Here is a 24,108-nt window from a genome sequence, read left to right on the forward strand (position 1 = left end):
AGAAGGTGGTTTTTGTTTTGATATATTCGTTATTTGAATTACCAAGCGTAGCTATAACCTAATACAGCTTTCGCACCGGAACGGGTACCTTTATTGCCTAAAGAGTGTTCTAAACGAAGATCGGCATGAATAGCGTGATTACCAAATGGTACATTGAGACCTGCGCCACCTTCCAACCAAGTGCGGGCGTCATTTTCGCCATATTTTTTATCACCGATTAAAACGGATTTTGCGGTCATAAAATCATGCCATACGTTTGCAACAAAATACACGGTTGGGTTGCGTTGGAAGTCTTTACTGTGGCTTAAACGCACACCGATACGTCCACGTAAATTGTTGTCCGTACCTTGTTCAACACGGCGGTCTGCATCGTGATAGAACGATTGAAGTTTCAAGCGTTGGTAAATCAATTGGGTTTGTGGTTCAAGGCGCCAGTTGGAATTGCCTAATGCAAAGCTGTGACCACCTTCAACAGATAGTGCACCACTCCAACCATGTTGTCTTACTTCCGGATTAGATACAAAGTTGTATTTGTTAGTTAAGTAAGAGAATTGCGCCACTGTGTCCACATAAGCATCATTTACCGCTCGGTATAAGTGATATACACCGATATTTGCCGCAGTGGTTTTACCTTTACCGCTATATTTGTCTGCAAGAATCTCACCGTGTTCAGCACGATATTGGTCGTAGAAACGGCTATCTGCACGAGAGTAAGCAAAATATACACCACTTAGAGATTGTGGCAGACCATTTTGCATTTCGCTACGGTTAAAGTCGTAACCTACTTGTGCGATATATTGTGAGCTGTCAACATCTAAACGGGTACGACCCTCGGTTTCCAAACGTTTACCGGAAACTCGCGCCCACACGGCAGAATTTGGTGATTGGATAATTTCACCACGGCGTTGATGTAAGGTATCCAACACGCTATAACCTAATTCCATGTTAACACGTGGCATTTGGATATACGCAGTGGCCGGTTCGATATAAATATCATGACCAAGTACTTTTAATGTCCAAGCATAAGTTGTGCCATTTTTCTTGGCTAACTGTGCTTCATCCGCATTTCTGGTTTTTGCTGTACCTTCAAAGATAGCTTCACTATTAGGATCATCCATCTTAATCATATCTGCAGAAAAAATATTTTCTCTCGCCTGACGAAGTACATCCCCTTCAATGAAACCATTGCGAGTTGAAACAATAGTGCGACCTGTTGCTTTACCTTTAATATGTAATGTATCAGAACTACTATTGTCATTATTCCAAGTCGTTTTCACAATTAATTTACCGCCATCAGAATGATAGTCGCCTTCCACGGTAAGGGTTTTATTTGCGTTTTCAGAGGTAAGATCAAGCGTACCTTTATTATTAAGGTTGGTTACTGTTGCATTAAAGTTATTTAACTCAAATGTCCCTTTCTCACCGATATCAACATTACTTTTAACGGAAGCGTCGCCAAAAGCATTATCTCTACCAACTTTTAATGTACCGTTAGTAATATCTACCTTGGAATTCACATTACTCATGCTTTTTGGTGCAAATAGAGTTGTACCAGTACCACTTTGTACAAAATTAACTGGTTTATATGTTGGTTTATCGGCTACAATTTCAGGTGTAAACTTAAATTCGTCTGTTTGAGAAAAAGTAAAGGTGATATCTCTAAAACCGATATCCCTTTTGGGTTCAATCGAGATTTTCGATACATCGAATACTCCACCTGCACTGTTCTCACCAATTTGAACATTAGTTGCGCCATCCTCTAATCGCAATGTACCAGCACTAAATTTTCCGCCTTTGGAAATAGTCAACCTAACAGTCGTATTATCATTTGGACTATTATCAATTCCAGCAATACGAATGATAGATCTTTTATCTGTATTATAAAGAAGTTCTGAACCTTCCCCTTCAATGCGTATATCTGTGTTAAGTACTGTTCTAAGTGGAGCTTCATGCTTAAACCAACCCCAAAAATGAGGGGCTCGTTTTTGCGGTTCATCAGTGGCTAAGTAAGTTGAAATAACTTTTCCGCCATTTAAAATAGAAAGGCTTCCACTACTATAGTTACCAATTCTCAATGTACTATAGCCTGTACCATCTACTTTTAATTCACTGCCAGGATCAGTTACAGTAAGTTTACCGCCAAAACCATTATTATTTTGATTACCAATCATTACGGAACCGTTAACATGTAACTTAGAACCTTTATCAATAATCATTTCACCATTTGCTTCCCCTTTGGGTTTTGCTAGATCTCCTTCACCTATAGTCAAGGTAGGGGTTATTGTATATGTTTTATCATCTATTTTTTGGGGTAAATCCTCTGGATAAGTCCCACTTCCGTTATGATAGATACCTGCATTAACAGCAAGCGGCGCAGAAAATAGAAGCAGTGTTAATTTATTAATTTTAAATTTCATAGTTTTCTCCTCTCGTATTTTTATTACTATCGTGGCTAATTCTAGCACTCTTAATTCGTGTAAACAAATCAGCAACACGTATTGTAAGGATTCATAAAAGTACTTAATAAAAATCGCCTTACTGCGGAACAATAAGGCGATTTATTTTTAGATAAATAAGTCAGAATATTATTTTGCGTCTTGTGCCGGCGCTGTGACCGGTGCAGGATTAAATTTTTGTTCTAATTCGACACTTTGTTTTTGTAACTCAGCCATTGCATTTCTTAATGCTTCAGCTTTTTCTGCATAAGCTTTTTGTTGTTCTGGTGTTTGTGTCGGGTTAGTGAAACTCATATTAGCTTGATCAACCAATAAACCACTCGCTAAGCTTAATACATTTTTTGTTTGCTCTTTGATGGATTTAATTGATTCTGCTTTTACATCTAATGCATCTAAGCTTGTAATTGTATCTTTTACTGATTGATTAAATGTTTCAATCGCTTCTTTCACTTTTTTCTCATCTTGAGCTTGAACTGCAGCCACCAAATCTTGTTGGAATTTTTGTTGTGATTGTAACTGTGTTTGTTCTTGTGCCTTGTTCCAATCGACTAATTTTTGATAATCACCCTTTTCATCTACTTTTACTTCTGATGCGGCTTGTGTTTGTGCAGCTTCCGGTTTCGTTTCTGGTGCTTTGTCTGCCGGTTTGTCGCAAGCTGTTAAGAAAAGAGCCAATAATGCGGTCGCGCTAATTTTTGTAAATTTGTTCATGAAAAATCCTTATTAATTGTTGATGAAAATTACTCTATTACGAGCAAAAGACGGGGCATTAGACATAGCATGCAATGATTCGTTCAATATTTAAATATAAAAAAACTCCGAGAATTTCGGAGTTTTTCATGATTAAACGCGTTTGAAGTCAACGTGAACCAATTTTGGTTTGAACGGGTGACGTTGCATTGCTTGTGCTTTTACTGCAACTTCTTTACCGTCGATAACTAAAGTAATCACATCGGAATAGAATGCATCGTGTGCTTGAGCGTTGTTAACTTCATCATGATTTAAGATGATAGAAACCGGTGCTTCGCTACCACCGTAAACGATAGCAGGAATTTGACCGTTATGACGCAGGCGGCGGCTCGCACCCTTACCTTGCGCTGTACGAACTTCAGCGTTAAATTTAAATGCCATTGTTATGTTCTCTTTTGTAAAGATTAAAATTAAAAAATCGCAGGCGACCCAGCGATTTCCACAAAATTTGCTCAAAGCATGAACTTTGAAGTGCTGCATTATAATGAATTCGTGGCGCTAAAGCAAACGAAAATCTTGTTAATTTTCCTAGATATCAGGCTAAAAAACGGGCTAAAATAGAGCGTTATTTTTTATAGAGTTAAAGAGTATTCGATGGAATTTTTAATTAGCTTTTTTAGTGATTACGGTTATTTTGCCGTGCTGTTTGTTTTGATTATTTGTGGTTTTGGTGTACCGATTCCGGAAGACATTACCTTAGTTTCCGGTGGTGTTATTTCCGGTTTGGGTTATACCAATGTGCATATTATGTTGGTTGTGAGCTTGTTTGGCGTCCTCTTGGGTGATAGCACGATGTATTGGCTGGGACGCATTTATGGCACAAAAATTTTACGCTTCCGCCCTATTCGCCGCTTTTTAACCTTAGATCGTTTACGTATGGTTCGGAGCAAATTCGAACAATATGGCAATCGTGTTTTATTTGTTGCCCGTTTCTTACCGGGATTACGTGCACCGATTTATATGGTTGCCGGCATTACCCGTCGGGTGAGTTTTATTCGCTTTCTTTTATTAGATTTTTTTGCCGCTATTATCTCTGTTCCAATTTGGGTTTATTTAGGTGATTTGGGTGCAAGTAACTTGGATTGGCTACATGAGCAAATCAAAAAAGGACAATCCATTATTTATATTTTAATTGCGCTTCTTGCAATCTACTTGGTTTGGAAATGGCGTAAAGGTCGTAAAAAGGTCAACGAAAAAGCATAAAGTGCGGTCAAAAAATCAAAACATTTTTACATTTAACCTAAACCCCATAAAACAAAACCCCATTCAGATTCGAATGGGGTTTCTTTTTATCAGGAAATTATTTCTCGAGATTTAATGGTTCAATGTGCCAAATGTTTTCCGCGTATTCCTTAATGGTACGGTCGGAAGAGAAATAACCCATGTTGACGATATTTTGAATCGTGCTATCAATCCACGCATCACGATTTTTATATTTTTCATCCACCAATTTTTGTGCATCCACATAGCTGCGGAAATCAGCAAACGCTTGGTAGAAATCGTGATATTGCAAACCCTGTAATAGCTGTTGATAACGGTTCGGGTCGTTTTCGGAGAAACGGCCGTTAATGATTTGATCAACAACGTTTCTGAGTTCCACATCCTCTTGATAGAAATTAAATGGACAGTAGCCATCGCGACGTAACTTCTCTACTTGTTCTACGGTGTTACCGAAAATAAAGATATGGTCTTTGCCGACATTTTCCAAAATTTCTACGTTTGCACCATCCAATGTACCCAAGGTTAATGCGCCATTTAACGCAAATTTCATGTTACTGGTTCCGGAAGCTTCCGTACCCGCCAAAGAAATTTGTTCAGAAATATCTGCAGCCGGAATGATCAATTGCGCCAAACTAACACTGTAGTTTGGAATGAAGACCACTTTTAAGCGGCCACCCAAACGGGTATCGTGATTAATAATATTCGCCACATCATTAATTAAATGGATGGTTTGTTTGGCGGCATAATACGCAGATGCCGCTTTACCGGCTAAGATAAACACACGAGATTGCCAATCTTTTTCCGGATGCGCCAGCATCGCATTGTAACGGGCAATAATATGCAATACGTTCAAAATTTGACGTTTATATTCGTGAATACGTTTGACTTGAACGTCAAATAACGCATGTGGATCAAGATCAATGTCTAATGTTTTCTTCACGTAATTTGCCAATTTCACTTTATTGGCAAATTTAATATCGGCAATGGCGTGTTTGAAATCCGCTTCATGGGCGTATTGTTTTAATTTTTCGATTTGGCTTAAATCACAGCGCCAATCAGAACCGATATATTTATCAAACAACGACGCTAATTGTGGGTTTGCCACAGCAAGCCAACGACGCGGGGTAATACCGTTGGTCACGTTAGTGAAACGTTCCGGATAAATACGCGCGAAATCCGCGAAAGTGGATGACACCATTAAATCGGAATGAATTGCCGCAACACCGTTAACCTTGTGTGAACCAACCACGGATAACCAGCCCATACGAACTTTACGTTGATACCCTTCTTCAACTAAAGAAACGCGACGAATGAAATCTACGTCGGTAGTGATGTAGGTTTTGACGTATTCCAAGAAATGATCGTTAATTTCAAAAATCATTTGTAAATGACGCGGTAAGATTTTCGCCATCATTTCTACCGGCCAGGTTTCTAACGCTTCAGACATTAATGTGTGGCAAGTATAAGAGAAAATGCGACGGGTCATATCCCAGGCTTTTTGCCATGCAAAGCCTTCTTCATCAATTAAAATGCGCATTAACTCAGGAATCGCTAATGCCGGGTGAGTATCATTTAAATGAATTGCCACTTTATCCGCTAAATTTTCCATGCTGTCATGGGTACGTTTATGGCGACGGATAATGTCTTGCAATGAAGCGGAAACCAAGAAGTATTCTTGACGTAAGCGTAATTCACGGCCATTCCAAGTGGAATCATCCGGATAAAGCACACGAGAAAGATTTTTAATAGAGGCGCGACTTTCCACGGCAGCAATGTGTTGACCGCGGTTAAAGTCTTCTAAGTTGAAAAGTTCACCGGCATGAGCAGACCACAAACGTAATGTCGCTGCAGAGTCATTCTTATAGCCTGGAATCACTTGGTCATAAGCAAGTGCGGTCACTTCTTCGCCTTTATTCCAGATACATTTTTTGCCTTCAAAATGAATATTACCGCCGAAAGAAACGGTAAAACGTTTAGACGGACGAATAAATTCCCAAGGCGCACCTTTTTCTAACCAGGCATCCGGACGTTCAACTTGTTGGCCATCTTCAATTTTTTGACGGAACATACCGTATTCATAACGAATACCATATCCCATACCCGGTAAGCCTAAGGTCGCAATAGAATCCATGAAACAGGCAGCTAAACGGCCTAAACCACCGTTACCTAAACCCGGATCCACTTCTTTTTCAATAATTTCTTCTAAATCAACGTTTAATTCGGAAAGGGCTTCTTTGGCAATGTCGTACAACCCTTCTGCGATCATGGCATTGGATAAGGTACGACCAATCAAAAATTCCATTGATAAATAATAAACGCGGCGGGAGTCTTCTGCTCTAGCTTCGCGTGCAGTGGTAATCCAACCTTCGGTGACGAAATCACGTACGGCATATAATGTGGCGTTTAGCCAATCCCGTTGACTCGCTTCTTTTGGGGAGCGGCCAATTAAAAAAATCAGCTTATAGACAATCGTCTTTTTCAATGAATCGACATTGACTTCTGGTCGATCGTATAGGAATGGAGAATCAAAATTATCCATTATCATAAAAATAGTCCTCAGTTAATAAAAAAGCGGGTGAATTTTAATCATTCAAAATAAAAAAACAATAACAATCTTCTACGTAAAGTGTGTTTTCACTCTACGCAGAAGATAAGTATTTCATTAGTGAGATAAAATTCTTTGGTATAAATGTTGGTAATGGGTTGCAGAGATTTGCCAACTAAAATCTTGTTCCATTGCAATGACTCGAACCGTTGCCCATAAACGTTGTTTTTTCCATAAAGCAAACGCCGTTTGTAACGCTTGGCGCAAATCATCGGCCGTCGCATGACTAAAGACAAATCCGGTTGCTATTCGAGCTTGAATATTTTCCGCTGTGCTATTGACCACCGTATCCGCTAAGCCACCTGTTGCACGCACCAATGGTAACGTACCGTATTTTAAGCCGTAAAGCTGTGTTAAACCGCAAGGTTCAAAACGGCTTGGCACTAAAATGACATCACCACCGGCAACCATGAGATGTGATAAGGCTTCATCGTAGCCAATTTTAACGGCAATATTTTGCGGATAGGTTTCCGCTAATTGACGAATACCGGCTTCTAAGTGCGGTGCACCTGAGCCAAGAATCGCCAACTGTCCACCCTGTTTAACGATTTCATCGGAACTTTCTAGCAATAAATCAACGCCTTTTTGTTCCGTTAAACGGGTCACCATGACAAACAATAACGCCTCAGCTTGTTCCGGAAGGTTGAAATAAGCCTGTAAATCCGCTTTATTTTTCGCTTTACCGCCCATGTATTTCAACTTGTAACCATGTTGAATGTACTGATCGTTCATCGGATGCCAAATTTTTTCGTCCACCCCATTTAGAATACCGACTAAACGCCCTTCGTGATCAAGGGTTGAAAGTAAGCCTTGTAAACCATACGCAAATTCCGGTGTGGTAATTTCTTTCGCATAAGTCGGACTAACGGCTGTCACGGCATCTGAATAATAGAGTCCGGCTTTTAAGTAGGAAATTTGCCCAAACAATTCTAAGCCATCTACATGGAACATACTGTGCGGCAAGCCGATTTCAAATAAATGGCGATAATCAAACTGACCTTGATAGGCTAAATTATGAATGGTGAAGACAGATTTTGCCGGACGTCCTTTATTAAATAAATATGCCGCCGTTAAACCCGCATGCCAGTCATGGGCATGGACAACTTCGGCACGCCACCAACTATCTAAACCGGTGGACAATTCTGCCCCAACCCACGCTAACAATGCGAAACGTTTGTAGTTATCACCGTAATCATTGTAATGCGCATCATGATAAGGGTTGCCTTCACGGGCATATAAGTGCGGTGCATCAATAAGATAAACCCCGACACCGTTATATTCGCCATAGCGCAAAACAACATGACCGGCAAAATTATCAAATTCCGTCACAATTGAAGTATGTGGAATTCCCGCCATAATCGCCGGATAAGCCGGCAACAAAATACGCGCATCAATGCCGATTTCTTTTTGTGCAAATGGCAATGCACCCATCACATCGGCTAATCCGCCGGTTTTAAGTAAAGGATATAACTCCGAGCAAACGTGTAATACTTTCATTTATTTTCCTAATGCCCCTTGATTGATAAGGGCGTATTAAAACGCCCTATGCACTAAAAAGTGCGGTCAAGAATTATTTTTAAAACAGACCGCACTTTCACGTTAGTCTAAATGTTCTTCTGATGCGATTTCTTGTCCTTCTAATTTTTTCAACATCGAAGGAGTCACTAAAATCACTTTACCGGTCGAACTGATACGGAAGCGTTTGCTGTCCAATTCACGGTCAACACCAATTTGCATACCGTCCGGAATGACACAATGACGATCCACGATACAATGTTTCAATATGCAATTTTTGCCAATTGTCACTTCAGGCAAGATCACAGAATGATCAATCACAGAACCTTCGTTAATTTTAATCCGATCAAATAACACGGAATAGCTGATTGACGCATCGGTAATCACACAACCACCGCCGATAAGGGAATTATCCACCGGCTTAACATTGGCATTTTTATAGAAGAATTTAGACGGATACGCTTGTACCGGGTTTCCGCGAATCGGCCAAGTTTGGTCATAAATATCTAATTGCGGATGTTCAGACACCAAGTCGATATTCGATTGCCAGAAGCTGTCTAATGTCCCCACATCGCGCCAATAAATATCGCCTTCCGTGTTACGTCCCATGCAAGAACGGCTGAACGGGTGAGCATATAAGGTGCCTTCTTCCAAACATTTCGGTAATACATCTTTACCAAAGTCATGAGAGGTATATGGCGTATTCACTTCTTTATTTAACATTTCATAAAGATAATCCGCATTAAACACATAAATCCCCATGGAAGCCAATGACGTGTCAGGTTTGCCCACCATTGCCGGTGGATCTTTCGGTTTTTCCACGAACGCTTTTACTTTCAGATTTTCATTGACTGCCATCACACCAAATTCATGTGCCTCAGAACGTGGCACTTCGATACAACCCACGGTACATTTTGCACCACTGGTCACGTGGTCTAACAACATTTGGCTATAGTCTTGTTTATAAATATGGTCACCGGCGAGAATTAAGACGTATTTCGGACGGTAGTGATCACGAATAATCGCCATATTTTGATATACCGCATCAGCTGTACCGCGATACCAAGTAGAGTCATCAATTTGTTGACGCGCCGGGAGCATATCAATAAATTCACCGCGCTCTTGTGGCAAGAAAGACCAACCTTTTTGTAAATGACGTAATAAAGAGTGGGCAGCATATTGCGTTACCACACCAATGCGGTTTAAGCCGGAGTTAATACAGTTGGACAAAGCGAAATCGATGATTCGACGGTTACCACCAAAATAAAGTGCCGGTTTTGCACGTTTATCCGTTAATTCGTGCAGACGTGAACCGCGGCCACCGGCCAAAATAAGCACTAAGGTGCTTTTAACGAGATCGTGTTTATTTAGATCAGCTTTCATAGTGAACTCCATTATATTGTTTTAAGTATCCATTTTTTTCAACACACAAAACGCCATACCACCTACATCAACTTGCCGTTGTTGCTCCGTTAAGTTTGTTGTACCTGCCACGGCCTTCCAGTGTCCATCAAACGCGACGGGCAACATAAAAGACTGGGGTTCTGCTTTCGCATTGATTAAGAAAAGCCATTGCTGATCTAATACCACTTGCAGCGCTTTGCTTTCCCGATTATGCCAATCCTCGGTTCGCATTGATTCCCCCTCAATGTTGAGCCAAGTGACATTTTCATCTGACCACCAAACATCCCGTTGCAAACTTTGAATTTGTTTTCGTGTTGCAATCAGTTGCTTGGTCAAGTCAAATAATTCCTGATTGAAATCCTGCCATTTCAGCCACGTGATTTCATTATCCTGACAATAAGCGTTATTGTTACCGAATTGTGTGTTGCCGAATTCATCACCGGCAAGCAACATCGGTGTGCCGTTGCCCAATAACAAACTTGCCAATAATCCGCTTTGCGCTAAAACACGCTGATTTTCCACCGCACTTTGGTGCTCGTCATTGAGGTCTAATTGACTGCCCTCAATGCCATGGTTGTAACTGTAATTTTCATTGCGACCATCGTGATTATCTTCGCCGTTCGCCTCGTTATGCTTATGGTTATAACTGACTAAATCGCGTAACGTAAAACCATCGTGAGCGGTAATAAAATTCAGGGTGGTGTGTGGCAAACGCGTTTCTCGCTTGAACAGATCACTTGAGCCGGCAAAACGTTCGGCAAATGCGCCCACTTCCCCACTTTTCCATAACCAAAAACGACACATATCATCACGGAAGCGGTCGTTCCATTCAGCAAAATAATGGGGAAAACGCCCTAATTGATAACCGTAATGGCCAATATCCCAAGGTTCGCTGATGAATTTTACCTGTTGTAAACTCGGCTCTCGAGCGATGTCATCAAACAGTTTGGCGTGTGGATTGAAATCCGGTGACTCACGCCCTAATACCGTGCCTAAATCAAAACGGAAACCATCTACATGGCATTCTTCCACCCAATAACGAAGGCAATCCACCACCCATTTGCGGGTGATGTCATTGGCGAGGTTCAGCATATTGCCGCACCCCGTCCAGTTAATATATTCGCCTTGTTCGTTTTGCCAATAATACGTCCGATCATCAATGCCACGTTGGCTGAACGTTGGAAATGATTTTTCCGATTCTGCTGTGTGGTTAAACACCACATCTAAAATTACTTCAATCCCCGCTTCATGTAACGCTTTCACCATGCTTTTGAATTCATACAACGGGTTTTCGCGGTTCGCTTCAGAGCAATATTTGGGCTCTACGGCAAACATCGCCAACGGGTTATATCCCCAATAATTTTGTAATCCTTTTTCTTGCAAGTGCGGTTCGTTTACGTGGTAATTAATCGGCAACAATTCCACTGCCGTGACACCTAATTCTTTTAAATACGCCACACTTTGCGTGTAAGCTAAACCGGCATAGGTTCCGCGTACTGTTTCCGGTAGTTCAGCACGTAATTGGCTAAAGCCTTTTACGCTGAGCTCATAAATTACTGTCTCTGCCCAAGGTGTTTTCGGGGCTTTATCGTGTTGCCAGTCAAATGCCGTCTCAATGATTTGACCTTTCGGCGCAAATTCAGCGTTATCTCGTGGATCATTTAACTGAAAAATCGACCGCACTTCTGCCGAACTTAAATCCGGTTTACCCACCACGGCTTTAGCATAAGGATCAAGCATGAGCTTGTTTGGATTGGCCAAAGTGCGGTCATTTTCGGCGGTGATTCTAAAACCGTATTGCATACCGTTAGCCACACCGGAAAGCGCAATATGCCAAACATTTTCGCTACAATGCATGGCAAAACGCTGTTCTTTCTTACCGTTCTCAAACAAGCACAACTCCACGGCATCCGCCACAGAAGAATACAGCGCAAAGTGAGTGATTTGCTCACCGTTTTCTTCATATTGGCTATAACCGAAAGGATAAGCCTTGCCCTGATTTTTTACTGCAACCATGCCTTATCCTTGATATTTCAAATAGAGGGTTGCCAATGGCGGAATAGAAACAGAAATGGAATTATCTCGTCCGTGGCTTGAGATTGCCTCACTTTCCACTGCACCGCAATTGCCAAGATTTGAGCCTTCGTAAAAGGATGAATCCGTATTTAAAATTTCGTGATATTGACCGGCAACATTCACGCCCATACGATAATCATGGCGTGGCACCGGCGTAAAGTTACTGATCACAATAATGCGCTCGCCTTTGCTGCTACGTCGTTCAAAGGCAAATACGGAGTTTTGCGCATCATCCACCACCAACCAATCGAAGCCTTGCGGATCCGAATCCAGTTCAAAGAGCGGTGCATTTTCACGGTAAATTTTATTGAGGTCTTTCACCAACTGTTGCATACCGATGTGCCATCTTCCGCCGATGGATTCATCTAATAAGAACCAATCAAGACTTTCGCGGTAATTCCATTCGCGGCCTTGTGCGAATTCATTTCCCATGAACAATAATTTTTTACCCGGATAGCCCCACATATAACCGTAATAAGCACGTAAGTTCGCGAATTTTTGCCACGCATCCCCCGGCATTTTACCGATTAGGGAACATTTGCCATGCACCACTTCGTCATGAGAAAGTGGTAATACAAAGTTTTCGCTGTATTGATACACCATGCCGAAAGTCATTTGATTGTGGTGATATTGGCGATAGACCGGATCTTTTTCCATGTAAGAAAGGGTGTCATTCATCCAGCCCATATTCCATTTGAAATTAAAGCCCAAGCCCCCCTTTTCGGTTGGATGTGTTACACCGGCAAAAGAGGTCGATTCTTCCGCAATGGAAACCGCCCCTTGCACTTCACTATGAATTTTCCAGTTGGTGTGTTTTAAGAATTCAATGGCTTCTAAATTTTCCCGTCCGCCGTATTGGTTCGGAATCCATTCTCCCTCGGCACGGCTGTAATCACGATAAATCATGGATGCCACCGCATCGACACGAATACCGTCAATCCCGAAACGTTCAATCCAATATAAGGCATTACTGGATAAGAAGTTTTTCACTTCGTTGCGACCATAGTTGTAAATGAGCGTGTTCCAGTCTTGATGGAATCCTTCGCGCGGATCAGCGTGTTCATATAATGCCGTGCCGTCAAAGGCGACTAAACCATGGGTATCGCTTGGGAAATGCCCCGGCACCCAGTCCAAAATTACGTTAATGCCGGCTTCATGGGCGTGTTCCACTAAACGTTTAAACCCTTCCGGCGTACCAAAACGGCTAGTTGGAGAATACAGCCCTAGCGGTTGGTAGCCCCAAGAACCGTCAAACGGGAATTCGGAAAGCGGCAAAAACTCAATGTGTGTAAAGCCCATTTCTTTTACATAAGGAATCAATTCATCGCCGATTTGGTCGTAATCTAGCCAGAAATTATTTTCTAAATTACGGCGCCAAGAGCCTAGGTGCACTTCATAAATGGAAATCGGTTGATCCCATTGATTGGCTTTGCGGCGGGCTTCTGTCATTGGCACGATATCCGGCAACGCACTAATTTGTGACGCTGTATCAGGACGTAACTGCGAACTGAAGGCATAAGGGTCAGCTTTTAAGCGTAAATTGCCGTGGCAATCAATTAATTCAAATTTATACAACTGCCCTAACGACACTTTCGGTAGGAATAATTCCCATACGCCGCTTGCCGGATGTAAGCGCATCGGATGGCGACGTCCGTCCCAATAGTTGAAATCCCCCACTACAGACACCCGTTTCGCGTTCGGTGCCCACAAACGGAAGTTCACACCGGAAACACCATCACATTCGATAAAATGCGCACCTAACACTTCATACGGACGCAAGAATGAGCCTTCAGCTAAAAGCCATTCATCCAAATCATTAATCATAGGATGATAACGATAAGGGTCTTCAAGGATTTGCGATTCTTTGCCCCAATACACTTGTAATTGATAGGCAAAGAAATCACGGGTGTTCGGCACAACACCGGCAAAAAAGCCTCTGTCATCTAAACAATCCAATTCACAGACGGTGTCTTGATTTTCTTTATCAATGACGCTGACACGGCTGGCATCCGGCAATAAAGCACGAATTTCAATGCCGTTATCGGTTTCGTGCATACCCAATACGGAAAAAGGATCAGAATGTGTTCCATCAAAAAATTGATTAATCACGGATTGCGCTACTAGTTGAGTCATAATAAATCCTCGCTAAGCTTTGCGGGCTTGATTAATTAAAGAGAAAAATGCGGTCATTTGCGCATCATCAAAAATAAGTTCTAAAGATTGGCTTAATTTTTTTCGCCAATTTGGGTATTCCGTTGAAGTGCCCGGCAAATTGAATGACACTTCTTGGCTCAATAAATTTTCTAATTGCACACCCACCAACTGGCTTGCACTTTCTGCCAAATAACGGTGAATTTGACGATTCAAATTGTCGTGCATTGCCATGCTTAAAGCATCGCCCCAATAATCGGGCGGTAAATAACCGTCGCGGTGCAAGCTGTCTAATAAGGCTTGTTTATCTACGACGCGTTGATCGTACTTTTCTTTTAACACGTCGCCCTCTAAAATCCCGAGCTGACCGAACAACGCCAAATCAAGGCAATGCCAGAAACTTTGTAAAGAAGGCACATCATGGGTGCCGATAGTGGCAAAGGCATGTGGTGGGAAATCCTGTTTGAGCGGATACATTTTGTTACGTTGTGCAAAATACAACACAAAATACGAGAAAATACGAAACTCGTTTAATTTCAACCGCACTTCATCAGGCACAGTGCCTAAATCCTCACCAATCACTAAACACTGGTTGTGTTGGCTTTCAATAGCAAGAATCGCCATCAGTTCATCAAACGGATAATGCACATAAGCGCCATCTGCCGCTGTTTTATTTTCAGGAATCAGCCACAAACGGAACAAGCCCATCACATGATCGATACGCAACACGCCAAAATTCTGCATATTGGCACGCAACATCTCAATAAACGGTTGGAAACCACGCGCCTTTAACACACTTGGATTATATGGCGGCAAATTCCAATTCTGTCCGACCGGGCCCAACGGATCAGGCGGCGCACCGACAGACGCGTTCACACAATAAAGTTCAGGGTCTGACCACACATCGGCACTTCCGCGAGAGCTGTTTACAGCCAAATCGCCATAAATGCCAAGCTGCATTCCCACTTGACGGCATAACGCTTGTAGCTCACTTAATTGTTGTGATGTCGCCCATTGTAACCACGCGAAGAATTCCACTTGCGCTTCATGTTCTTTTAACAAGGCGTTGCGTTCACGCGCCGAGAGCGTTTGCCACACTTTACGCCAGCCCAACCAACCAATGGTATTTTCTTCCGCCTGTTGGTGTTTATGCTCAATGCCATCTAACACATTAAAGAGCCCTTGCAATAACAAAGCTTCACCTTGTGCTTTTTTGAAGGCATCAAAATCTTGGCGACGGGCGATGATTTGTGCAGATTTGCTACGTTTAAAGAAATCGAATAGTTGTTCAAGTGCGGTCAGTTTTAGCTGCATTATTTCGCCGTAAGCCACGGTTTTGGCTTCACGCAAGGAGGTTATTTGTTCTTGCACGGGTGCAGAATGAAACCACGTTTGTACGGAACGGGATAATTTAAATTCCGGCAAAGCTGCAACATCCAAATAAATAAAATTTAACCAACGGCGGGAGGACGAACTATAAGGGCTTGCCCATTCCGGCACGGCGGGATACATCAAATGTAACGGATTAATACCAATAAAATCCGCGCCCTGTTTTGCGCCCTGCTCGATTAAATAAGCTAAATCACCGAAGTCACCGATACCCCAGTTGGTTTGAGAACGTAAACTATATAACTGAACATTTATCCCCCAGGCTTTTTTCGTTTGCAACACCGGCGGTTGATAGGCGGTACGCGGCGCTACCAAAACACGAATCACATATTTTTGATTAGCCGTGGAAAGATTTAATTGGTAGTAACCAAATGGTAATGAAGGCAATAAAAGCAATTGGCTTGAAGAACAGGTTTGTTCAACACATTTTTTACCTTGTTCATCAAGAAGTTGAATATTTAGGGAAACAGGCTCGGAAAGGGATAAACGCGCTAAATCATAATGAATCGGCTCGTTTTCAAAGGCGGTAATCACATCATCAAACGCCCCTTTTTCCCGTTTACTCGGCGGTTGCAAAAGTGCGGTGAAATAACGCAACGTTTCCGGAGGTGCATAAATCAAATGCCCATCGATATCATAATGAGAAAGCGAAATGCCAACATCTTCAGCAAATCGTTTAAGAGAATCAGAAACTTGCATATGAACCTACAACTCAATACAACACAAAAATAACGATTTATAAGTATTGTAGTGAAGGGGCAGGTAAAAACAACGTTTTTAATCCAAATTAGTGATCTCCATCAAAATAAATCTTTCAGTATTTACAAGCATTAAGCAGTAATTTTAGCTGAGTTTTTAGCAAATAAAAAAAGCCCACTTAACCTGGGCTTTTTTAAGGAAATCATTTCTTATTGATGTGATAACTATTCCAACGCTGAAATCTATTGTTCTTCATCCACAACAAACTCAAACCAATCAATGACATCACATTCATGAATGCCGTTTTGGATTAACACGCCTGCACGTTTAACACTTTCAGGATCACCGCTAATTAACGGGTGCCATGACGGCAACGGTTTGCCTTCATAAAGTAAACGATAGGCGCAAGTCGCTGGCAGCCAACCAAATTCAGGTAAATTGTCTTTGGTCAGTTTGGTGCAATCCTCTTCCAACTCAAAACGTTTCAAATAATTACCGCACTTTCCTGTTTCTAAATCCAATAAATTGCACGCGATACGGGTGTAATACAAACGCTCATATTTGCCCTCGCCATCAATATATTTACGATAACAACACTTACCGCAACCATCACATAATGCCTCCCATTCGGCATCATTCATATCAAGCAGGTTTTTGTGGCGCCAGAAATCAGGTTCTAATTGCATAGGATTATTTACCGGTTTGGTTTTAAAAGCGGAAATTATAGTGAGGAACGCCGCCTGTGACAAATACTGAAAGAGAGGTTTAGAAAAACAAAAAAGAGCGGTCAATATTGACGATGTTTTTCAGCAGAAAAAACACATCGGATATTGACCGCACTTATCCTTAAAAAAGACAGATTAACGATAAGTGACGCGTTCGTTATCGTTTAAATGAATGGTCGTTTCAGCTAATTTGGTTTCTGCAATGACCTTGCCGTGTCGAATAGAATAACGTGTCGGCACTTGACGACGTACTGCATCAAAGCCATTCTCTGCCGGTAAAATAATAAAGTTAGCGGCATTCCCTTCTTCCACGCCATAACCTTGTAACCCTAGCGCTTTTGCACTGTTTTCAGTCACTAATTTTAAGCCGTCGTTAATTTGTCCGTAGCCCATGAGTTGGCAAACGTGTAACCCCATGTGTAACACCTGCAACATATTTGCGGTTCCCAACGGATACCAAGGGTCAAATACGTCATCATGGCCAAAACACACGTTGATCTTGTTTTTCAGCATTTCTTTCACGCGCGTCACACCACGGCGTTTTGGATAAGTATCGAATCGACCTTGCAAATGAATGTTGACGAGCGGATTAGCCACAAAATGAATTTTGGATAATTTCAACAAACGGAAAAGACGAGAGGCATAGGCATTATTGTACGAATGCATTGCAGTGGTATGGCTCGCCGTCACTTTGTCGCCCATTTCATATTTCAATGCCAATGCGGCAACCGTTTCCACAAAACGGGATTGTTCATCATCAATTTCATCACAGTGAATATCGATTTGTTTGTTGTATTTGCGCGCAATATTGAAGGCAATGTGCATAGATTCCACACCGTATTCACGGGTGAATTCAAAGTGCGGAATGCCCCCCACCACATCTGCGCCCATTGCCATCGCTTGATCTAACAACGCTTCACCGTTCGGATAAGACAAAATCCCCTCTTGTGGAAATGCCACAATTTGAAGATCCACCCAAGGAGCCACTTCTTTTTTCACTTCGAGCATGGCTTTGAGTGCAGTTAACGTTGGGTCAGACACATCCACGTGGGTACGCACATGTTGCACGCCATTTGCGATTTGCCATTTTAAGGTTTTCCACGCGCGGGATTTCACATCCTCATGGCTCAATAAAGATTTTCGCTCAGCCCAACGTTCAATCCCTTCAAATAAGGTACCGGATTGGTTCCAGTTCGGTTGTCCTGCGGTTTGTGTCGCATCCAAATGAATGTGCGGTTCAACAAACGGCGGATACACAATGCCCTGTTCGCCGTCTAAAATGTCTCCGGAAAAATCAATCTGTTCTTCGTTAGGCAGAATGCGGGCAATCTTGCCGTCTTCAATGACAATCTGCCATAAGCCTTCACGACCGTTAATATGAATATTTTTAACTAACATTTATCGCACCTATTTAAACGCCAATTTTTTACCGAATAACGACGTTAACACAAAATAAGCCGCAGCGCCGCCAATAACGGCATTTAACGGAATAATACCCGGCAAGAATTTACCGCAAGCAATCCCGATTGCCACAGAGATAATTGCCGTCCAGTTGATGGTGACAAATTTTGCTTGTTCAAAATTGGCATAGGCTTTATTACGCAAAATATAGTCGGCAATGATAACGCCCCCAATCGGTGGGATGGCGGCAGATAAAAACGTTAACCAGCCCACAAAGTTGTTGTATAACCACAAGGCGCAAAGCGTACCGATCACACCGTTTAATACTGATAATGGACGGCTACTCCAGCCGGTAATGTTAGCGAAACCCAAACCGGAGGCATAAAGCGCATTATCGTTAGTCGTCCAAATGTTTAAACCAAGTACAATAATCGCCGGCAGAATTAATCCTTGGGCAACCATCACATCAGAAATATCGGACATCCCGGTTACCGCTGCCCCGGCGGCGCCAAAGACGAACATTAATGAGTTGCCCAAGAAGAACGCAATCATACTGATTAAAATCGCTTGTTTGGCTTTGCGTCCGAAACGCACGAAGTCTGCCGTTAATGAACCGGCACTGATGAAAGAGCCCACAACCAAGGTAATTGCCATTGGTAAAGAAATGTCGTCTTTCGGCATGATATTTTCTAACACAGATAAGCCACCGGCATCCGTTACCGCCAAATACACCGAATAAGAACCAAGCACCGCAATTGCCGGCACCGCAATGGTGGAAAGAATGGTCAGCGCGGAGATACCAAAGAAAACCGTAATGGTCATTAATAAACCGGATCCGAAAATTAAATAGTTCACATCAATGCCGGTAACTTTGTTGACCGGAATCGCAAACATTGCCACCCCAACACCAAACCAGCCCACTTGGGTACCGCCTAAAATTAAAGATGGCAACCAAGAGCCTTTCACACCGAAGGAATAACGAGCCAAAACATGGGTCGTTAAGCCGGTTTTTGCACCAATGTAGCCAAGAAATGACGTGTAAATCCCTAACATTAAGTTACCGATGATCACGGCTAACCAGAAATCATGGTAAGTGAGTGATGTGCCCAGCGTGCCGCCCGTCCACATACTTGCAGAGAAAAACGTTAATCCCAGCATAACAAACGTCAGTGCCACAGCACCTTTACGTTCATGTTGTGGAACGGGCTTCAAACTAAAATTTTCAGAACTCATTTTTGTATCCTTTCAAAGTAAAAAAAATCGGCAAATTCTAATCCTTAGCCAAGCCAAAAGCAAACGTTTGCTTTGTGAAGAAAAAATAAAAGTGCGGTCAACATCCAGCGTGTTTTTTCAATTAAAAAACATCGTCAATGTTGACCGCACTTCCTCTCACACTACCCTTTCAGCTGCGACAAACGCCCTTCTTCATCAAAAATGCCGACAATTTCTTTTTCACCACGACGGGCGATTAAATGGGTTTCCGTATTTTCGATAATGCGATATTCCTTTGCCGTCACATAATTTTGTAGCACTTTTTTCTGGGCTTTAATTTCAAATAAAGAAATGAATTGTGGATAAACTGACAAGATTCTCAAATGTTCTTCTTCCAAAGAGAATGTCTTGCGTAAATTGCGATCTTTCACTGTCACCAACAATGCACCCGCACCAAAATTGCCTACGTAATAGCCGTCAGACTCAAACATGCCTAACGCGACCAAACCAAAACTATGAACGTCATTTAAGGCAAGTTCTCGATTGGGTTTTGTGAGTTCATCAATTTTGTATTTTTTGCCGTAAGCACGAAATTCTTTCGCTTGTTCCAACAACTTCGCCGGAATATTGGCGGCTTGGTTTGCCCAACTCCAAAGCCAAGTTTGACTCTCAAAAGAAAAAGAGCCCAACACCTGAACCGGATAAGTATATTGCTCGCCGAAGGTGATTTTCCCGGCTTTCAAATCCACGTTCCAATCTAAATTCTCTACTCGTTCGGCGAAATCAAGCTGCTTTTCAAACCCAATAATGGCATAGCGATCGTATAAGCCGGAAAAACTTTTATAGCCGCTAAATTGAATCATGCCGAATATTTTTTTAAATAACACAAGGTTTCTCCTGATTGGTTTAATAAAGTGCGGTGCGTTTTTAAATTGTTTTTTAGATCTGATAAAAAAACCGCTAAAAGATGATTAACTAGCATAAATTCCGCAGAAAATTCGATAGCGAAGGAACAATAAATTCTTTAAAATGCAGCGTCTTTGATATTCAGGACACTTTTTATTCATGAAAATATAAGGATTCTATGATGAAAAAATTCTATCCGGTTTTATTATCAGCAAGTATTTTAGCATTAGCAGGCTGTGCAACTGAAGGCTCCCGTACCGTAGAAGTACAAAAAGTCACCACCTACAACACGGCTTATCATGGCGTAAAAGCGCCGATTTCTGTCGGTAAATTTGACAACCGTTCAAGCTATCAAAATGGCGTATTCTCCGATGGCGATCAATTAGGAAATCAAGCAAAAACGATTTTAGTTTCTCATTTACAACAATCAGGCCGTTTTAGTGTGTTAGATCGCACCAATATGTCTGAAACTGCTGCAGAAGCGAAAATCAAAGGTAAAAAACAAACCTTAAAAGGCGCAAATTATGTGGTTACCGGCGATGTCACGGAATTTGGCCGTAAAACCGTTGGCGACCAACAATTATTTGGCATTTTAGGTCGCGGAAAACAACAAGTGGCTTACGCGAAAGTCACCTTAAACATTGTTAACACGCAAACATCTGAAGTGGTTTATTCCGTGCAAGGTGCCGGTGAATACAATCTTTCTAACCGTGAAGTATTAGGCTTTGGCGGTACTTCAGGATACGACTCAACACTCAATGGCAAAGTGTTAGATTTAGCCATTCGTGAAGCGGTAAACAACCTTGTTTCAGGTGTTGAAGCAGGTCAATGGAAACCGGCTAATTAAGGGTTAGATGATGAAGAAATTAACACTTCTCGCGTGTTTGTCTGCCGTCGCTGTATTGACGGCATGTTCATCAGGGCACAAACAACACTCGCTCTACACTTGGAATGGTGATGTTTACCCTTCTTCTGTTTATCAACACCTAATACAAGAAGGTGATCCGCAAGAACAACTGCAAAAATTAGAAGAACTGGCTCAACTGGATGGCGGCAACAAAGTGCCACCCGGTTTATACGCACAAATTGGTCTTTTATATGGACAATTAGGTAATCTGGGAAAAATGGCTGAATATTATCAAAAAGAAATGAGCCTGTTTCCTGAATCGACGCAGTACATCAATTTCTTGTTAAATAAAGGAAAAAAAGTAGAGGCAGCCCAAGAAAATCGCACAAATAAAAAAGCGAAAAAAGGAGAGAAAAAATGAGAAAAATTTCACTCTATTTAGCCATGGCTTGCGCATTTTTGCTTTCTGCCTGTTCTGCAATGAAGCCAACGCCGTATGACTATACCAACTATTTAGAGAGCAAACCGCAGTCTATCTTAGTGTTGCTTCCAACCGATACGACCAATGATGTAAAAGGCTCCCCAGCTGTGTTGGCTCAAGCCATCTCACCATTGGCTGAAAATGGTTACTATGTTTTTCCACCGGCTCTTGTTTATCAAACCTTTAAAAATAACGGGTTAACACAAGCGCAAGAAATTCATAACGTCAACCCACAAAAATTACGCGAGATTTTTGGTGCCGATGCCGTGCTCTACATTAATGTGGACGACTACGGTGTGAATTACCAAGTGTTCGACAGCGTGACCAGAGTAAAAGTGAGTGGCAAACTCGTTGACTTACGCAATGGTAAAACCTTGTGGGAAGGCAAAGGCTATGCGGACGATGCTGAAAGCAATAACAACGGCGGCGCGCTTGCTATGCTGGTGACCGCAGTCGTTAAACAGATTGCCAATAACGTGTCTGATAAAGGATATAAAGTGGCAGGATGGGCAACCGGAAACATGTTAGGTCGTTCTTGTAATGGCTGTTTGCTTTACGGCCCAAGACATCCATCCTATGGACAAGACCCGCAATTAAAGATGCCTCAATAATCCCCTTTCCATAAACCAAAGGCTGATATCGACACTGTCAATATCAGCCTTTTTTAATGAATAAGTGCGGTCGGTTTTTGAGAGGTTTTAAAACTCTTTTAAAATTAACCGCACTTTATTGGTTTCATTTAGAAGTTATCTTTAATAAATTCAGCTGGAATACCATCTGATAACCATACTTTTTCATTACCTATATAAAACTTAATGCCTTTAGATTGAGCTAATTCTGTATCAATTATCAGAAGAATTGTCTCTCCTTTTTTTCTATCCCCGACCAATTTTGCTGTCTCAACATCCTCAGATAAATGTACATATTGACGAGACATCGGCTTCAATCCATTTGATTTAATATCATATAAATAATTTATACTTGTCCCATGGTATAAATACTTTGGTGGATAACCAATTTCTTTAGAAATTTTCATTGGAATTGAATGACCATAGAAAGCTCTTATTTTTCCATTTTTAATCTCATGTCTTTTCTTTTCCGATAGGTTGATCATTTTAACTAAATCGTCTTCGGTTAACGTATTCCATTTTTCATCACTATTTCTAAATGATGAAATTAATTGTTCGACAGAAACCCAACCTTCAGAATCCAGTTCTAATTCATATTCCCATGGCGCATGACGAAGCGCATAGGAAACTTCTTTACTTAAATTTAAATAGTCCATTTTAATACTCTTTTGCATTTTTGATTTCTTCTGCTAACCACTCATCAAAATCCTTACATTCATATTTATTGGCTTCATTACCAAGATCGTGAACATAAACTCTCGGGTTTCCAGAATAATCCGTCAATTTGAAACAAGCTGCCCAATCGCCATCTCTAGCAAATGATATTAAATCAGCCACACCTGTTAGTTTTTCTATTGCTTTACTATAAAGATAAACACTGTCCTCTATCTCTGAATTCTCATAATCAGGATCTTCAAACCACCAAGGAAAATATTCCAATTCATTTATCTTTTCCATATTACTGGATAAATCAATATAAGACTGAGGAAACTTAAAGTTTTCAGGTAATTGTTCTTTAGGATATAAATTAAATTTAGTTTGCATAATCACCTCCTTTATTTTATGACTTTTGGATCATACAAGGAACCATGAGAAAACTTGGTTGACCAGTTCTTGTCAACCCTATAAAATAAAGTTATAGAATTTAATTTATTAATATTTTATAAAAATTATCATTCACCATACTTATCTTTAATATTTTTATATATTTCCTCAAAAATATTATTAATTTCTTCATCTCCGCTATGATAAAGATCCCAATCAAAATCATTTAATTCCATTGGTTGAATGTTTATATACAATCCATTACTTTCAATTCTTTTATCCCAATTTAAAATATCATTTGAATTTATTATATTAAATTGAGACAACTCCTCTAAAACAGGAGTTAAGTCTGATGGTCTCCTTATTAATACATAAATTTTATTTAAATATAAATTAATAAACAATCCAAAACCAAAATACACCTCACCAACTTTGAATTCAAAATCTGTTTTTTTAGATTCCAATATCATCTCTTATTTTCCCCCACGATGGCGCGCGTTTCCCAACGCGTGCCTAAAACATTAATTTCGTTTAATTCAGATTTATACTATTTTCATTAACAACTTCATTTTGTCTATTTTTAGTTAGATAAAAGCA

General features: G+C 41.2%; 20 protein-coding genes. 4 read left to right on the forward strand and 16 right to left on the reverse strand.

Annotated elements, in window-relative coordinates:
* Positions 1-38: 38 nt before the first annotated feature.
* The 3 genes from AC30SH_RS04555 to rplY form a co-directional block, all read right to left on the reverse strand.
* Entirely contained in the window at positions 39-2,417 is a 2,379-nt protein-coding gene (locus AC30SH_RS04555) for an autotransporter outer membrane beta-barrel domain-containing protein (RefSeq protein WP_489582197.1), read from the reverse strand.
* 168 nt (positions 2,418-2,585) lie between these two features.
* Positions 2,586-3,167 (reverse strand): lipoprotein HlpB, encoded by a 582-nt coding sequence (locus AC30SH_RS04560; RefSeq protein ID WP_489582198.1) that lies wholly within the window; start codon positions 3,165-3,167, stop codon positions 2,586-2,588.
* A 132-nt stretch (positions 3,168-3,299) separates the two neighbouring features.
* Entirely contained in the window at positions 3,300-3,587 is a 288-nt protein-coding gene (rplY, locus tag AC30SH_RS04565; RefSeq protein WP_109128562.1) for a 50S ribosomal protein L25, read from the reverse strand.
* Positions 3,588-3,800: 213 nt separating this feature from the next.
* On the opposite strand from rplY, the gene AC30SH_RS04570 reads away from it, so the two are divergent.
* Positions 3,801-4,409: a DedA family protein gene (locus AC30SH_RS04570; protein WP_489582199.1), complete on the forward strand. Its 609-nt coding sequence runs from the start codon at positions 3,801-3,803 to the stop codon at positions 4,407-4,409.
* Positions 4,410-4,506: 97 nt separating this feature from the next.
* On the opposite strand, the gene AC30SH_RS04575 is transcribed toward AC30SH_RS04570, so the two are convergent.
* From AC30SH_RS04575 to AC30SH_RS04620, 10 genes are all read right to left on the reverse strand, one after another.
* Positions 4,507-6,972, reverse strand: a complete 2,466-nt coding sequence (locus AC30SH_RS04575; RefSeq protein ID WP_489582200.1) for a glycogen/starch/alpha-glucan phosphorylase — start codon at positions 6,970-6,972, stop codon at positions 4,507-4,509.
* Positions 6,973-7,089: 117 nt separating this feature from the next.
* Positions 7,090-8,529, reverse strand: coding sequence for a glycogen synthase GlgA (gene glgA, locus AC30SH_RS04580; RefSeq protein ID WP_489582201.1), 1,440 nt, complete (start codon positions 8,527-8,529; stop codon positions 7,090-7,092).
* A 102-nt stretch (positions 8,530-8,631) separates the two neighbouring features.
* Complete coding sequence (gene glgC, locus AC30SH_RS04585) at positions 8,632-9,930, reverse strand: glucose-1-phosphate adenylyltransferase (protein ID WP_489582202.1); 1,299 nt, start codon at positions 9,928-9,930, stop codon at positions 8,632-8,634.
* Between the two features lie 21 nt (positions 9,931-9,951).
* Complete coding sequence (gene glgX, locus AC30SH_RS04590; protein ID WP_489582203.1) at positions 9,952-11,967, reverse strand: glycogen debranching protein GlgX; 2,016 nt, start codon at positions 11,965-11,967, stop codon at positions 9,952-9,954.
* Between the two features lie 3 nt (positions 11,968-11,970).
* Positions 11,971-14,160, reverse strand: coding sequence for a 1,4-alpha-glucan branching protein GlgB (gene glgB, locus AC30SH_RS04595; protein WP_489582204.1), 2,190 nt, complete (start codon positions 14,158-14,160; stop codon positions 11,971-11,973).
* A gap of 12 nt (positions 14,161-14,172) precedes the next feature.
* Positions 14,173-16,266, reverse strand: a complete 2,094-nt coding sequence (gene malQ, locus AC30SH_RS04600) for a 4-alpha-glucanotransferase (RefSeq protein ID WP_489582205.1) — start codon at positions 16,264-16,266, stop codon at positions 14,173-14,175.
* 242 nt (positions 16,267-16,508) lie between these two features.
* Entirely contained in the window at positions 16,509-16,952 is a 444-nt protein-coding gene (locus AC30SH_RS04605; RefSeq protein ID WP_212510720.1) for a YcgN family cysteine cluster protein, read from the reverse strand.
* 174 nt (positions 16,953-17,126) lie between these two features.
* Positions 17,127-18,389 carry a cytosine deaminase gene (locus AC30SH_RS04610; protein ID WP_311352213.1) on the reverse strand — a complete coding sequence of 421 codons (1,263 nt, stop codon included), beginning with the start codon at positions 18,387-18,389 and terminating at the stop codon, positions 17,127-17,129.
* 9 nt (positions 18,390-18,398) lie between these two features.
* Positions 18,399-19,625 (reverse strand): cytosine permease, encoded by a 1,227-nt coding sequence (gene codB / locus AC30SH_RS04615; protein ID WP_489582206.1) that lies wholly within the window; start codon positions 19,623-19,625, stop codon positions 18,399-18,401.
* 161 nt (positions 19,626-19,786) lie between these two features.
* Positions 19,787-20,491, reverse strand: coding sequence for a DUF6882 domain-containing protein (locus AC30SH_RS04620; protein WP_489582207.1), 705 nt, complete (start codon positions 20,489-20,491; stop codon positions 19,787-19,789).
* A gap of 200 nt (positions 20,492-20,691) precedes the next feature.
* Here AC30SH_RS04620 and AC30SH_RS04625 point away from each other — a divergent pair, with 200 nt between their 5' ends.
* From AC30SH_RS04625 to AC30SH_RS04635, 3 genes are read left to right on the forward strand one after another with little or no spacing between them, the layout of a single operon-like run.
* Entirely contained in the window at positions 20,692-21,357 is a 666-nt protein-coding gene (locus AC30SH_RS04625; RefSeq protein ID WP_204100878.1) for a CsgG/HfaB family protein, read from the forward strand.
* A gap of 10 nt (positions 21,358-21,367) precedes the next feature.
* Positions 21,368-21,778 (forward strand): DUF4810 domain-containing protein, encoded by a 411-nt coding sequence (locus AC30SH_RS04630; RefSeq protein WP_489582208.1) that lies wholly within the window; start codon positions 21,368-21,370, stop codon positions 21,776-21,778.
* Positions 21,775-22,449, forward strand: a complete 675-nt coding sequence (locus AC30SH_RS04635) for a DUF799 domain-containing protein (RefSeq protein ID WP_489582209.1) — start codon at positions 21,775-21,777, stop codon at positions 22,447-22,449. Before AC30SH_RS04630 ends, AC30SH_RS04635 begins: the two co-directional genes overlap by 4 nt.
* Positions 22,450-22,577: 128 nt before the next feature.
* Here the strand turns inward: AC30SH_RS04635 and AC30SH_RS04640 are convergent, their stop codons facing one another.
* The 3 genes from AC30SH_RS04640 to AC30SH_RS04650 all read right to left on the reverse strand — a co-directional run bounded on the left by AC30SH_RS04640 (position 22,578) and on the right by AC30SH_RS04650 (position 23,981).
* Positions 22,578-23,141, reverse strand: a complete 564-nt coding sequence (locus AC30SH_RS04640) for an RNA 2'-phosphotransferase (RefSeq protein ID WP_489582210.1) — start codon at positions 23,139-23,141, stop codon at positions 22,578-22,580.
* Positions 23,125-23,511 (reverse strand): SMI1/KNR4 family protein, encoded by a 387-nt coding sequence (locus AC30SH_RS04645; RefSeq protein ID WP_489582211.1) that lies wholly within the window; start codon positions 23,509-23,511, stop codon positions 23,125-23,127. The genes AC30SH_RS04640 and AC30SH_RS04645 overlap by 17 nt, the downstream gene beginning before the upstream one ends.
* Positions 23,512-23,639: 128 nt before the next feature.
* On the reverse strand, positions 23,640-23,981 hold the full coding sequence (locus tag AC30SH_RS04650; RefSeq protein ID WP_489582212.1) for a stage III sporulation protein AF: 342 nt from the start codon (positions 23,979-23,981) through the stop codon (positions 23,640-23,642).
* Between the last annotated feature and the right edge of the window lie 127 nt (positions 23,982-24,108).

The sequence above is a fragment of the Aggregatibacter sp. HK296 genome, assembly GCF_980469475.1.